12 protein-coding genes are annotated in these 13,248 nt (G+C 42.3%); 6 read left to right on the forward strand and 6 right to left on the reverse strand.

Translation table 11 applies throughout. The features are described from left to right. Window positions 1-4: 4 nt before the first annotated feature. From MK396_RS01270 to nrdI, 3 genes are all read left to right on the forward strand, one after another. On the forward strand, window positions 5-1,291 hold the full coding sequence (locus MK396_RS01270; protein WP_268723431.1) for a response regulator transcription factor: 1,287 nt from the start codon (window positions 5-7) through the stop codon (window positions 1,289-1,291). Window positions 1,292-1,349: 58 nt separating this feature from the next. Next, window positions 1,350-1,883: an ABC transporter permease gene (locus MK396_RS01275; RefSeq protein WP_268723432.1), complete on the forward strand. Its 534-nt coding sequence runs from the start codon at window positions 1,350-1,352 to the stop codon at window positions 1,881-1,883. 77 nt (window positions 1,884-1,960) lie between these two features. Next, window positions 1,961-2,431: a class Ib ribonucleoside-diphosphate reductase assembly flavoprotein NrdI gene (nrdI, locus tag MK396_RS01280; RefSeq protein ID WP_268723433.1), complete on the forward strand. Its 471-nt coding sequence runs from the start codon at window positions 1,961-1,963 to the stop codon at window positions 2,429-2,431. Between the two features lie 79 nt (window positions 2,432-2,510). On the opposite strand, the gene MK396_RS01285 is transcribed toward nrdI, so the two are convergent. From MK396_RS01285 to argS, 3 genes are all read right to left on the reverse strand, one after another. Beyond that, window positions 2,511-3,773 carry an NRAMP family divalent metal transporter gene (locus MK396_RS01285; RefSeq protein ID WP_268723434.1) on the reverse strand — a complete coding sequence of 421 codons (1,263 nt, stop codon included), beginning with the start codon at window positions 3,771-3,773 and terminating at the stop codon, window positions 2,511-2,513. A gap of 198 nt (window positions 3,774-3,971) precedes the next feature. Then, window positions 3,972-4,217, reverse strand: coding sequence for a hypothetical protein (locus tag MK396_RS01290; RefSeq protein ID WP_000084865.1), 246 nt, complete (start codon window positions 4,215-4,217; stop codon window positions 3,972-3,974). 326 nt (window positions 4,218-4,543) lie between these two features. Further along, entirely contained in the window at window positions 4,544-6,235 is a 1,692-nt protein-coding gene (argS, locus tag MK396_RS01295) for an arginine--tRNA ligase (protein WP_268723435.1), read from the reverse strand. Between the two features lie 154 nt (window positions 6,236-6,389). Here argS and argR point away from each other — a divergent pair, with 154 nt between their 5' ends. Beyond that, entirely contained in the window at window positions 6,390-6,836 is a 447-nt protein-coding gene (gene argR / locus MK396_RS01300; protein WP_268723436.1) for an arginine repressor, read from the forward strand. Window positions 6,837-6,886: 50 nt separating this feature from the next. After that, a complete protein-coding gene (gene mutS / locus MK396_RS01305; protein ID WP_268723437.1) occupies window positions 6,887-9,421 on the forward strand; it encodes a DNA mismatch repair protein MutS in 2,535 nt (844 codons plus the stop codon). A 40-nt stretch (window positions 9,422-9,461) separates the two neighbouring features. On the opposite strand, the gene MK396_RS01310 is transcribed toward mutS, so the two are convergent. Both MK396_RS01310 and MK396_RS01315 read right to left on the reverse strand, forming a co-directional pair. Then, on the reverse strand, window positions 9,462-9,920 hold the full coding sequence (locus MK396_RS01310; RefSeq protein ID WP_084877278.1) for a DUF3021 domain-containing protein: 459 nt from the start codon (window positions 9,918-9,920) through the stop codon (window positions 9,462-9,464). Beyond that, a complete protein-coding gene (locus tag MK396_RS01315) occupies window positions 9,917-10,357 on the reverse strand; it encodes a LytTR family DNA-binding domain-containing protein (protein WP_268723438.1) in 441 nt (146 codons plus the stop codon). The genes MK396_RS01310 and MK396_RS01315 overlap by 4 nt, the downstream gene beginning before the upstream one ends. 208 nt (window positions 10,358-10,565) lie before the next feature. On the opposite strand from MK396_RS01315, the gene mutL reads away from it, so the two are divergent. Then, window positions 10,566-12,515: a DNA mismatch repair endonuclease MutL gene (mutL, locus tag MK396_RS01320; RefSeq protein ID WP_268723439.1), complete on the forward strand. Its 1,950-nt coding sequence runs from the start codon at window positions 10,566-10,568 to the stop codon at window positions 12,513-12,515. Window positions 12,516-12,667: 152 nt separating this feature from the next. Here mutL and MK396_RS01325 read toward each other — a convergent pair whose 3' ends face one another. Next, window positions 12,668-13,165 (reverse strand): helix-turn-helix domain-containing protein, encoded by a 498-nt coding sequence (locus MK396_RS01325; protein ID WP_268723440.1) that lies wholly within the window; start codon window positions 13,163-13,165, stop codon window positions 12,668-12,670. Window positions 13,166-13,248: the final 83 nt, after the last annotated feature.

Here is a 13,248-nt window from a genome sequence, read left to right on the forward strand (position 1 = left end):
AGAAATGTATAAAGTTTTATTAGTAGACGATGAGTACATGGTGACAGAGGGGCTCAAGCGATTAATCCCCTTTGAAAAATGGGATATGCAAGTCGTCGCGACAGCTAATCACGCAGATGATGCTTTGGATTACGTCAAGAAAAATCCAGTAGATGTGGTCATTTCCGATGTCAACATGCCAGATAAGACCGGACTTGAAATGATTAGGGAAATGAAAGAGCTACTTCCAGATACCTATTATATCTTGCTGTCTGGTTATCAGGAGTTTGACTACGTCAAAAAAGCCATGAACCTTAGTGTCGTGGATTATCTGGTCAAGCCAGTAGACAAGGTAGAGTTGGGCAATTTATTAGAAAAAATAGCGCAACAGCTTCAGGAAAAGGTGGAGCAAAGTCAGACCCTCAGTCAAGAATTGGATGAGACAGGATTTACGAACTACCTGTCAGGTAAAGACAGCTGGTGGATAGGACTTTCAAAGGAAAAGCAGGGGTCTTTTACCATTCCTTACTATGTTTTGGGGCAAGACTGGCAGATTTTCATCTCTGATCAGCCACTAGATGGCATCGTCGTGACACCATTTGAAGCACCCTACCAGCAGTCCTTTGAGAATTGGAAGATTAATGCTGAAAAAGCCCTCTTCTACGGTTCAGTTAATCTAGAAAAATCCGAGAGTTTATTTGCCTATTACGAGCCGATTTATCGGGTGATTATCCAAGGGAATATCAATCAAATCATCGAAGAATTAACCCTACTAGAGAAGGTTGTTTTGGAGAATACTCCGCGAGTGGCCATCACGAAGCAACTTTTCACTCAGTTTGTCATGGACGTCTTTCATTTGTTTGAACACCTAAAAGCAGATGATATGACCGAGATTGTCAAAGCCATCCATGCCATTAACTCCTTTGAAGAATTGGTTGCCTATATCAAAGAAACCTTGACCAAGTTCTTTGGCCAGTACCGCATGAATGAAAATGTGGTGAGCGTTCTGGAGGTGATTGGGCGTGATTATCAGAAAGAGCTCTCGCTTAAGGATATCAGCAAGGATCTCTTTATCAATCCTGTCTATCTCGGTCAGCTAATCAAGAGAGAAACCAACTCAACCTTTGCGGAATTGCTCAATAAACAGCGAATTAAGGCGGCGCAACAACTCTTACTTTCAACCAGTGATAGTATCGAAGATATTTGCTATGCAGTTGGCTACAGTAATGTTGGATATTTCTACAAGGTTTTCCGTAAATTGTGCGGAAAATCACCGAAAGCCTATCGTAAACAAGTTGAAACCAGCTTGTAAAAGTTGTATTCCTGTACAAAAAATGCTATAATGTTCAAAATATCTTATGGAGGAAAACATGAAAAAGAATCCTATTTATCTTTGGGTTTTGTTAGTCCTATCAGCCCTCATTTCGGCTATGTCATTATTTGGAATCTTGAGTCCATTGCCAAGTAAAGATGCTCTTCGTGCTAGCCTGGCGAATAGCGGGACGCTTACTGCCCAGCAATTAGAAGACACGGTCAACTATACTTACAAAGTGTCAGAATCCTCTCACTCTATTTTTAATATGTTGTTGATTGTTTTATCTGCAATTTTAGTTGTAGTAGCCTTTGTATTTCTCGTACGTAAAAACGTACAATTCGCAAACTATACTTATGTTGGCTATGTTTTACTAGCTATTGTTGGTTTGGTTTATAGCTATATGAACGTTCAAGATGCGGTTCAATTAATCAAAGATAGTGCCCTCGGCTTAGGAATGGGAGCATTAGCAAAAGGGACGAATATTTTGTTCATCATCATCAATATTCTCTTTTTAGCCTTAGTCTTTTACAAGATGTGGCGCCAACAAAAGGACTTGTCTGAGGAAGTTGAAGCAGAAGAAGCTGCCTAAGTATTGACAAAAAAGAACTATCAAGTTACAATTTTGGTAGTTCTTTTTATATCGTAAACATAAAAATCGAGGTCAACATGAAAAAAATATCCTTAGTGTATATCAGTCTGAGTGGGAATACAGAAAGTTTTGTAAGCCGACTCAAGGACTATCTCTTGTCCCAGTACGAAGGGATTGAGGTCCAAAAAATCCATATCAAGGACCTAGTCAAGGAAGGTCAAGAATTTTTTGAAATGGAACATCCCTATATCGCTTTCTTGCCGACCTATCTAGAAGGTGGGAATGGTGTCGATAACGGCGATGTCGAGATTTTAACAACTCCACTGGGCGACTTTATCGCCTATGGGGACAATGCTAGTAAGTGTTTTGGGGTAGTCGGTTCTGGTAATCGTAATTTTAACAATCAATACTGTCTGACAGCCAAGCAGTATAGTCAGCGCTTTGGTTTCCCAGTTTTGGCTGATTTTGAAATGCGTGGTATGCTGGGAGATATTAAAAAGGTCGCAGCAATCATTGCAGATTTGTATGAGTTAGAAACAGAAAAATAAAGTAGTACTGAAGGGCAGTTGAGATTTTCAACTGCTTTTTGTGTATACAAAAAGCACCCCGTAAGGGTGCCATTATAAACTATCCTGCTTTTCCGATAGCAAGTGCATAGATAAAGAAGATAGCGAAGCCAAAGAGGAAAATCAATCCTGCGATAGCGAGGAGTTTTAGCCAAGAAGGAAGATTTTTATTTTCACGTGTCACCAATACATAGTTCAAAAGAGCGAAGAATGGTGTTGTCAGGAAAGAACCAATCATGGCAAAGCGAAGCATGGTTGATACTTGACCAGCAAAGAACTTGATGATGATGATACCGATAACAGCTGTGAGGGTCATCCAGATGTTCAAAGATTTGCTATCATCCTCTTTTTGACTTAACAAGAGTCGTAGGGAAACCTGATTAACGCGGGAATAGCCATCGATAACAGTAATGACTGTTCCAAAGATACAGAGAAAGGCGATGAAGGTGATCAAATAACGGGACCATTCTCCAAGGACAGAGGCATACATACCTACAAATTGAGAAATGTACTTGGCTGAAGCGGCTTCAACTGCCTGCCCGGTAGGATATTGAATAAGTGCTCCAAGTGCCACGAAGAATACAGCGAGGATAGCAGTTCCAATGTAACCAACGTTAAAGTCGAAAAGAGCGTCTTCTGTATTAAAGTTGACGGTCTTTTTCTTTTCAGCAGACCAGAGTGAATTGATGGCTGAAATTTCAATAGGAGCAGGCATCCACCCTAAGAGGGAAACGATAAAAGGGAGGGCCGCCATTTGCCAAGGTGTCTTTTCGACAAAATCAGAGCTGTATTCGGGATGCTTAATTGCCGCAATGATAACTGCAAGAACAGTTGCGATGGTCAAAGCAGACATGATCCATTTTGCCATACCATCCAATAGTTTATAGCCACCAAAGAGTAGCATGGCCCAAATGACTGCAACAAGGATAAGGGACCATTGAGTGATGCTAAGCCCAATCATTGGGAAGGCGCTAGCGATGATGGCTGAGCAAAGGATAGCGACTCCAGCTGTGTTGACCATGGCAGAGAAGACATTGAGGACAAAGAAAATCCAGAGATAGAGTCTCCCTTTTTCGGCGTAGCCTTCGACCAAGGTTTTACCAGTGTCGGCAGTATATTCGGCACCAAAACGGAAAAATGGATATTTAAAAACATTGGCCAAGATAACCAAGAGGAGTAGTGACCACCCATAAGAACCACCAGCTTGAGTAGAGGATACGATATGAGAACCTCCAACGGCTGCAGAAGCCATTAGAATTCCTGGCCCCATTGCCTTTAGTTTGCTTGCCCAGGTTGACTGATTTGATAACGTAACTTGTGACATAATAAACACTCCTATTTTTGAATTTTCAGAATAATCTGAATAGATAGCTACTATTCTACAAAAAACTTAAAAGAAATGCAAGGCCATTTTGAAAAAATATAGAAAATTACAGAAAAATTTTACATGCATTAATGAAATTTCTCCAAGGGGAATATGGTAAGCCTAAAAAATCCGAGAAGAAAGCTTCTCGGATTTCGGTTATTTCAATTGATCTGTGACGTCTTTTGAGAGCAACATTCCCAGATGGTAAGTTTTATTGATATGTGCAATGACATCATTGATATTTTCAGTCGTGTGAATTTTCTCTTTGATGTCAGACCTAAATGTCTCGTCCTTCAAGAGTTGCTCTTGGTAGAGTCTTTGAAGTCTCTCCTTCTCGTACTTATTGAGCAGAAAAAGGAAAACCAAGCTAAGTACAACGAGGATATAAGCATATTGGCTCATAAGGAATCTCCCAGTGTGATAAAGAAATAGTAAAAGTGAATAAATTATTTCATTGAACAGCTACAATGGCGAACACAATATAAATGTTATATTGCCTCAACCTTTCAGATTGCTTTGCAATTAAGTGATCTGAAAGATTACATACAATCAATATGATTTGATTGACCAATTTAGTGAGGTGTTTAGGCAAGTGTCTCTGGTTACGACGTAAAGAAACATAAATCGACAATATTTATGTTTCTTTACTAGTGAAGCAGTTAGCTAGTCCGCATATAGCGGCTAGCGTCTAACAATTAGGAACTTTAGTTCCAATTGCTAGTACTGAATCACATCTTCTCTGGTGCTTCTACTCCGAGCAAACGAAGAGCTTCTTTGAGGACCACTGCGGTTGCGTAGCTGAGGGCTAGACGACTGTCACGCTCAGGACTTTCATCTAGGATACGTGTATGTGCATAATATTTGTTAAATGCTTGAGCCAAACTAATCGCAAATTTCGCAATGATAGAAGGTTCAAAGTTATCTGCTGCACGATTGATAATACGTGGAAAGTCTTGGAGTAGTTTAATGATTTCCCAGCTTTCAGCATCATTCAGGCTGTAGTTGCTAGCTGTATCTGGCTTGAAATCGGCTTTGCGCAAGATAGATTGGATACGAGCGTAGGCGTATTGAACGTAAGGTCCAGTTTCCCCTTCAAAGGATACCATAGCTTCAAGGTCGAAGTCATATCCATTTGTACGGTCGGTCTTAAGATCATAGAACTTGATAGCCCCAACTCCAACAGCGTGGGCAACCTGGTCTTTATTTTCTAACTCAGGATTTTTCGCTTCGATTTGGGCCTTGGCACGACTAACAGCCTCTGCAATAGTAGGCTCTAGCAAGATGACATTTCCTTTACGAGTAGAGAGTTTTTTCCCTTCTTTTGTTACCAATCCAAACGGAATATGGACAATGTCTTGGCTCCAATCGTAGCCCATCTCTTGTAGTACTGCCTTGAGTTGTTTGAAGTGGGCAGATTGCTCTTGACCAACAACATAGATGGATTTTGCAAATTGGTATTCGTTTTTACGGTAAAGAGCTGCAGCCAAGTCTCGTGTGATATAGAGAGTTGCACCATCAGATTTTTTGATAAGGGCTGGATGTTCAATTCCATATTTCTCAAGATTGACAACTTGAGCCCCTTCTGACTCAACAAGAAGTCCTTTTTCAGCGAGAATATCTACAACAGCATCCATCTTATCGTTGTAGAAGGCTTCTCCGTTGTAGCTGTCAAATTCGACTTGTAATTCATTGTAAAGGCGGTTGAATTCCACTAAACTTTCATCACGGAACCATTGCCAGAGAGCGAGGGCTTCCTCATCTCCATTCTCCAGTTTACGGAACCATTCGCGTGCTTCTTCATCCAAGCTAGGGTCTTTTTCAGCTTCAGCATTGATGCGAACGTAGAGTTTAAGAAGTTCATCGATTGGATGCGCTTTAACGGCTTCCTCATTTCCCCATTTCTTGTAGGCAACGATCAACATTCCAAACTGTTTGCCCCAGTCTCCTAGGTGGTTGACCTTGACCGTTTGATAGCCGATTTTTTGGAAAATATGTGACAAGCTATCCCCGATAACCGTTGAACGCAAGTGCCCAATAGAGAATGGTTTTGCGATATTGGGACTAGACATATCGATAACAACATTTTCTCGATTACCAATATGTTGGTCGGCATAGTGCTCTTTCTCAGTGATAACATCCTGTAATACCTGAGCCGAAATAGCACTTTTATCAAGGAAAAAGTTAACGTAAGGTCCAGTAGCCACAACCTTTTCAAAGGCTTGACTATTGATTTTTTCAGCAATATCTGCTGCAATCATTTGCGGAGCTTTACGCTCGACCTTTGCTAGAGAAAAGGCAGGGAAGGCGATGTCTCCCATTTCTGAGTTTTTAGGTGTTTCCAGTAAATTTAAAATAGCCTCTTGATCCAGGCTATCAATGACGCTAGCCAACTCGCTAGCAATCAATTCTTTTGTATTCATAAGGGCTCCTTTTGGGCTTTTTTACTATTTTAACACAATTTACTACATTTTTTGAGAAAGAAAAGAATTTTTTTGAATTATCTATTTTTTTTGGTATAATGTAGTTATAAAATAAATGTAAAATTTATTATAAATATTCACTTAAGAGGATAATATGAGAAAAAGAGAACGGCATCAATTGATTAAAAAGATGATCACCGAAGAGAAACTTGGGACACAAAAAGAGATTCAAGATCATTTAGAAGCTCGTAATGTTTATGTGACACAAACGACTTTGTCGCGTGATTTGCGTGAAATCGGCTTGACCAAGGTTAAGAAAAATGATATGGTGTATTATGTACTAGCAAATGAGACAGATAAGATTGATTTAGTTGAGTTTTTGTCTCATCATTTAGAAGGAGTTGCAAGAGCTGAGTTCACCTTGGTACTTCATACCAAACTTGGAGAAGCTGCAGTCTTAGCAAACATTGTAGATGCAAACAAGGATGAATGGATTTTAGGAACGGTTGCTGGTGCTAATACCTTATTGGTTATTTGTCGAGACCAGCACGTTGCCAAGCTGATGGAAGATCGTTTGCTAGATTTGATGAAAGATAAATAAGGTCTTGGGAGTTGCTCTCAAGACTTATTTTTAGCAAGGAGAGACGGAAAATGGCAACAGAAAAGCTATCACCCGGTATGCAGCAGTATGTGGATATAAAAAAACAATACCCAGATGCTTTTTTGCTTTTTCGAATGGGTGATTTTTACGAGTTGTTCTATGAAGATGCAATTAATGCAGCGCAAATTTTGGAAATTTCCTTAACAAGTCGGAATAAAAATGCAGAAAATCCGATACCCATGGCGGGCGTCCCCTATCATTCTGCCCAACAGTATATCGATGTTCTGATTGAGCAGGGCTATAAGGTAGCCATAGCCGAACAGATGGAAGATCCCAAACAAGCGGTTGGTGTTGTCAAGCGAGAGGTGGTTCAGGTCATCACACCTGGAACGGTCGTCGATAGCAGTAAGCCGGATAGTCAGAATAATTTCTTGGTTGCCTTAGATCGTGATGGCAATCAGTTTGGTCTAGCTTATATGGACCTGGTGACCGGTGATTTTTATGTGACAGGTCTATTAGATTTTACGCTAGTTTGTGGGGAAATCCGTAACCTCAAGGCTCGAGAAGTGGTGCTGGGGTATGACTTGTCTGAGGAAGAAGAACAAATCCTCAGCCGTCAGATGAATCTGGTACTTTCTTATGAGAAGGATGGCTTTGAGGACCTTCATTTACTGGATCCACGGCTGGTAGCTGTGGAGCAAGCAGCAGCTAGTAAGCTGCTCCAGTATGTTCACCGGACCCAGATGCGGGAATTGAATCACCTCAAACCAGTTATCCGCTATGAAATCAAAGATTTCTTGCAGATGGACTATGCGACCAAGACCAGTCTGGATTTGGTTGAGAATGCCCGTTCAGGTAAGAAGCAAGGCAGTCTTTTCTGGCTTTTAGATGAAACCAAAACGGCTATGGGTATGCGGCTCTTACGTTCTTGGATTCATCGTCCTTTGATTGATAAGAAGCGAATCGTCCAGCGTCAAGAGGTGGTGCAGGTCTTTCTTGACCACTTCTTTGAGCGCAGTGATTTGACAGACAGTCTCAAGGGTGTTTATGACATCGAACGCTTGGCTAGTCGGGTTTCTTTTGGCAAGACCAATCCCAAGGATCTCTTGCAGTTAGCGACCACCTTGTCCAGTGTACCACGGATTCGTGCGATTTTAGAAGGCATGGAGCAGCCTGCTCTAGCCTATCTTATCGAACAGTTAGATGCCATCCCTGAGTTGGAGAGCTTGATTAGTGCTGCCATTGCTCCTGAAGCTCCTCACGTGATTACGGAAGGTGGCATTATCCGTACGGGATTTGATGAGACCTTAGACAAGTACCGTCGTGTGCTTAGAGAAGGAACTAGCTGGATTGCTGAGATTGAGGCTAAGGAGAGAGAAAACTCTGGCATTAGCACGCTTAAGATTGACTACAATAAAAAAGATGGCTACTATTTCCATGTGACCAATTCGCAACTGGGGAATGTGCCTGCCCACTTTTTCCGAAAGGCAACGCTGAAAAACTCAGAACGCTTTGGTACTGAGGAATTAGCCCGTATCGAGGGGGATATGTTGGAGGCGCGTGAGAAGTCAGCCAACCTAGAGTATGAAATCTTTATGCGCATCCGTGAGGAAGTCAGCAAGTACATCCAGCGTTTGCAGGCTTTAGCCCAAGGAATTGCAACGGTTGATGTCTTGCAAAGTCTGGCGGTTGTGGCTGAAACCCAGCATTTGATCCGACCTGAGTTTGGGGATGATTCACAAATCGATATCCAAAAGGGACGACATGCTGTCGTTGAAAAGGTTATGGGAGCTCAGACCTATATTCCTAACACTATTCAGATGGCAGAAGATACGAGTATTCAGCTAATCACAGGGCCAAACATGAGTGGGAAGTCTACCTACATGCGTCAGCTAGCCATAACAGCGGTTATGGCCCAGCTAGGCTCGTATGTGCCAGCAGAAAGTGCGCATTTGCCGATTTTTGATGCCATCTTTACCCGCATCGGAGCAGCCGATGATTTGGTTTCAGGTCAATCAACCTTCATGGTAGAGATGATGGAGGCCAACAATGCCATTTCGCATGCGACCAAGGATTCCTTGATTCTCTTTGATGAGTTAGGACGGGGAACAGCGACTTATGATGGGATGGCTCTTGCCCAATCCATTATCGAATACATCCATGAGCATATCGGAGCCAAGACCCTTTTTGCGACCCACTATCATGAGTTGACCAGTCTGGGGTCTAGCCTGGAACACTTGGTCAATGTTCACGTGGCAACCTTGGAGCAGGATGGGCAGGTCACCTTCCTTCACAAGATCGAACCAGGACCAGCTGACAAATCCTACGGTATCCATGTTGCTAAGATTGCTGGTTTACCAGTAGAACTTTTAGCAAGGGCGGATAAGATTTTGACACAACTGGAGAGTCAAGGGGGAGGAAGTCCTGCTCCGATGAGACAAACAAGTACTGTCACAGAGCAGATGTCACTCTTTGATGCGCCTGAAGATCATCCTATTCTAGCAGAATTAGCTGAACTGGATGTTTACAATATGACACCTATGCAGGCTATGAATGTCTTAGTCGAGCTCAAACAAAAGTTATAAAAAGAATCCCACTCGCGCCTTTGTGAGTGGGATTTCTCTATTACTTTTTATGGGCCAAGAGTTGATTGATGTGGTCTACTTTTTTAGCTTCTCTTTTATAGAGAATAGTCCAGATGATAAGGTAGACAATCGCAAACTCTGGAATGAGCTGGAGATAGAAGGTCCAGTGGAAGGGGAACCAACCAGCTAGAGTTGCTAGTGGAACAAAGCCAGCTAGCATGAGGAAGAAATGGGAAAGTGTGGCACGGAGCAGGCTCCAGTCACGGCTGAATAAGCGACTGCCAAAGCTAAAGAGAACGCCGATAGCTGACCAGATGATCATACAGTAGAGTAAGACCAGAGCACCGTGAACCTGATGTTGAACCATCACTTGGCCAATGAGAGACTCGGGACTCAGTGGGGCATAGGTATTTGGTGCATAAATGAGTGAAAAGAGGATGGAGAGGATGAGGCCGATAAGAACACCAGCGGCTGCATCGTGAAAGATTTGTTTTTTCATAGTTCTAATTTCTCCTTGATGGTTTTTAGGTAACGGCGTGAAGAGTAGGTGAAGCTTTCGTTTTTTAAGAAAATTTCAACCAGACCGTTGGGCGTGAGCCTGAGATGAGAGATGGAGTCGATATTGACGATTTCAGATTGGGAAATTTGGATAAAAGTTGTCGGCAGAATTTCAAGAACCTGATAGAGTCGTAAATCAATGGTATAGGTCTGAGATGCAGTTTCTGCTAGAACCTTGCGATTCTCGATATAGAAGCGTTGTATCTTACCAATCTTAACTAGATAGACCTGATCATCAATCTTTCCTTTGATTGTTTCTTTTTGGTCAAGATTTTCTGCGAACTCGATGACTTTCTGGACTTTTTCGGTCGGCTGAGGAGTTTGGACAATCAGCTTTTCTTCCTCGTAAGTCTCCTTAATCTGTAGTTCTACTTTCATAAATTTCTCTCCTTGTTTTTCATACAAAATTGTGATCACTTCTTGTACACCTTTATTAAACACTATTTTACGACCTCTGGCAAGAGCTTTTGCCTATGTGGAGAGATTTGGAGTCTATGTGGTATTTGCTTTTTCTGATAGTATCTGAAATATGGTATAATAGCACTAATCAATTTCTAGGAAAATAGATACAGAAAGGGGCTGAAAGATGTCTCATATTATTGAATTGCCAGAGGTGCTGGCAAACCAGATCGCGGCAGGGGAGGTTATCGAACGTCCTGCCAGTGTAGTCAAAGAGTTGGTAGAAAATGCCATTGACGCGGGTTCTAGCCAGATCATCATTGAGATTGAAGAAGCTGGTCTCAAGAAGATTCAAATCACAGATAATGGTCATGGAATTGCCCACGATGAGGTGGAGTTAGCCTTGCGTCGACATGCGACCAGTAAGATAAAAAATCAAGCAGACCTCTTTCGGATTCGGACGCTTGGTTTTCGTGGTGAAGCCTTGCCCTCTATCGCTTCTGTCAGTGTCTTGACTCTGTTGACAGCGGTGGATGGTGCGAGTCATGGGACCAAGCTCGTTGCGCGTGGGGGAGAAGTTGAGGAAGTCATCCCAGCGACTAGTCCTGTGGGGACCAAAGTTTGTGTGGAGGACCTCTTTTTCAACACACCTGCCCGCCTCAAGTATATGAAGAGCCAGCAAGCGGAGCTGTCCCATATCATTGATATTGTCAACCGTCTGGGCTTGGCCCATCCTGAGATTTCCTTCAGTTTGATTAGTGATGGTAAGGAAATGACGCGGACGGCAGGGACTGGTCAACTGCGTCAAGCCATCGCAGGGATTTACGGTTTGGTGAGTGCTAAGAAGATGATTGAAATTGAGAATTCGGATCTAGACTTTGAAATTTCAGGATTTGTGTCTTTGCCTGAGTTAACCCGAGCCAACCGCAACTATATCAGCCTCTTCATCAATGGCCGTTATATCAAGAACTTTCTACTAAATCGTGCTATTCTTGACGGTTATGGAAGCAAGCTCATGGTGGGACGTTTTCCACTGGCTGTCATTCACATCCATATCGATCCTTATCTGGCTGATGTCAATGTGCATCCGACTAAGCAAGAGGTGCGGATTTCTAAGGAAAGAGAACTAATGGCGCTGCTTTCAGAGGCCATTTCTAATAGTCTCAAAGAGCAAGCCCTGATCCCAGATGCTTTGGAAAATCTTGCCAAGTCGACCGTGCGTAATCGTCAAAAGGTAGAGCAGACCATTCTCCCACTCAAAGAAAATACGCTTTACTATGAAAAAGCAGAGCTATCAAGACCCAGCCGAGCTGAGGTGGCTGATTATCAAGTAGAATTGACTGATGAAGGACAGGACTTAACCTTGTTTGCCAAGGAAACCTTGGACCAGCTAACCAAGCCCGCAAAACTGCATTTTGCAGAGAGAAAGCCTGCTAACTATGATCAACTAGACCATCCTGAGTTAGACCTGGCTAGTCTCGATAAGGCCTATGATAAGCTGGAGCGAGAAGAATCATCCAGCTTCCCAGAGTTAGAATTTTTCGGACAAATGCATGGCACTTATCTTTTTGCCCAAGGGCGAGATGGACTCTACATCATAGACCAGCACGCGGCGCAGGAACGAGTTAAGTACGAGGAATACCGAGAAAGTATTGGCAATGTTGACCAGAGTCAGCAACAACTCCTAGTGCCCTACATCTTTGAATTCCCAGCGGATGATTCCCTCCGTCTCAGGGGAAGAATGGCGCTTTTGGAGGAAGTGGGCGTCTTTTTGGCAGAGTACGGAGAAAATCAATTTATCCTACGTGAACATCCTATTTGGATGGCAGAGGAAGAAATCGAGTCTGGTATCTATGAAATGTGTGATATGCTGCTCTTGACCAAGGAAGTTTCGATCAAGAAATACCGAGCAGAGCTAGCCATCATGATGTCCTGCAAGCGGTCTATCAAGGCCAACCATCGTATCGATGACCACTCAGCCAGACAGCTCCTTTATCAGCTTTCTCAGTGTGACAATCCCTATAACTGTCCTCATGGACGTCCTGTTTTGGTGCATTTTACCAAGTCAGATATGGAAAAAATGTTCCGACGCATTCAGGAAAATCATACTAGTCTTCGTGAGTTGGGGAAATATTAAGAACACAAAAAGCCTTTGTTCCTTTTCGAACAAGGCTTTTTAGTTTTTCTAAAGCGGGAACTTGATTGGACATGGGCAACTTGACATGAGGTTTACACTTGCTTGACAAGACCAGTCTTATAAAAAGTTTTGAAAATGCTGAATCAGTTGATTCAAGTTTTTGTAGAGTCGTCTTTGTCGGAAGGATTCTCAAGACCAATTACCTTATCAAGATAACGTTGTTTGGTTTTGAGAGCTTTGTTGATAGCAATCGCTGAAGCAATCAAGAGAACGAAGGTTAGCCAAATCCAGGCGGTGAATTCGGCTGGAAAACTAGAACCAGCTAAAAAGAGATAGATAGCTAGAGCCAATACGAAAATATAAATAACCTGCCAAAGACCAAAGGATTTAACCTCTTTATAGTAGTTGTCCTTGTCTTCTTCCAAGACCACTGCTGTGGAAGCTTTTTCAGAGTTTTCATCTAGTAGTAGATAGTCAGTTGTCACTTGAAAAATCTTGCTTAATTCAATAATTTTTTCGATTTCTGGAAGAACTTGACCAGACTCCCACTTGGAGATACTTTGCCGAGAGACATTGATTTGTTCTGCTAGCTTTTCCTGGGACCAACCTTTTTCCTTTCGGAGCTCAAATAGTTTTTCTGCGAGTTTCATGATTCTATCCTCCTTTTTCTACCTCTATCCTAACAATTTTTACTTATAATGAGAATACAATCTCTTGTACTATTTGTCAACCA

It is taken from the genome of Streptococcus oralis (assembly GCF_026782235.1).
GTDB lineage: Bacteria > Bacillota > Bacilli > Lactobacillales > Streptococcaceae > Streptococcus > Streptococcus oralis_CC.

Excerpts from the sequence above, each read along its gene's own strand:
- MK396_RS01285 (WP_268723434.1), bottom strand. The coding sequence starts at position 3,773 with ATGTCACAAGTTACGTTATCAAATCAGTCAACCTGGGCAAGCAAACTA.
- mutL (WP_268723439.1), top strand. The coding sequence starts at position 10,566 with ATGTCTCATATTATTGAATTGCCAGAGGTGCTGGCAAACCAGATCGCG.
- nrdI (WP_268723433.1), top strand. The coding sequence starts at position 1,961 with ATGAAAAAAATATCCTTAGTGTATATCAGTCTGAGTGGGAATACAGAA.
- argR (WP_268723436.1), top strand. The coding sequence starts at position 6,390 with ATGAGAAAAAGAGAACGGCATCAATTGATTAAAAAGATGATCACCGAA.
- MK396_RS01315 (WP_268723438.1), bottom strand. The coding sequence starts at position 10,357 with ATGAAAGTAGAACTACAGATTAAGGAGACTTACGAGGAAGAAAAGCTG.
- MK396_RS01325 (WP_268723440.1), bottom strand. The coding sequence starts at position 13,165 with ATGAAACTCGCAGAAAAACTATTTGAGCTCCGAAAGGAAAAAGGTTGG.
- MK396_RS01310 (WP_084877278.1), bottom strand. The coding sequence starts at position 9,920 with ATGAAAAAACAAATCTTTCACGATGCAGCCGCTGGTGTTCTTATCGGC.
- MK396_RS01270 (WP_268723431.1), top strand. The coding sequence starts at position 5 with ATGTATAAAGTTTTATTAGTAGACGATGAGTACATGGTGACAGAGGGG.
- argS (WP_268723435.1), bottom strand. The coding sequence starts at position 6,235 with ATGAATACAAAAGAATTGATTGCTAGCGAGTTGGCTAGCGTCATTGAT.
- mutS (WP_268723437.1), top strand. The coding sequence starts at position 6,887 with ATGGCAACAGAAAAGCTATCACCCGGTATGCAGCAGTATGTGGATATA.
- MK396_RS01290 (WP_000084865.1), bottom strand. The coding sequence starts at position 4,217 with ATGAGCCAATATGCTTATATCCTCGTTGTACTTAGCTTGGTTTTCCTT.
- MK396_RS01275 (WP_268723432.1), top strand. The coding sequence starts at position 1,350 with ATGAAAAAGAATCCTATTTATCTTTGGGTTTTGTTAGTCCTATCAGCC.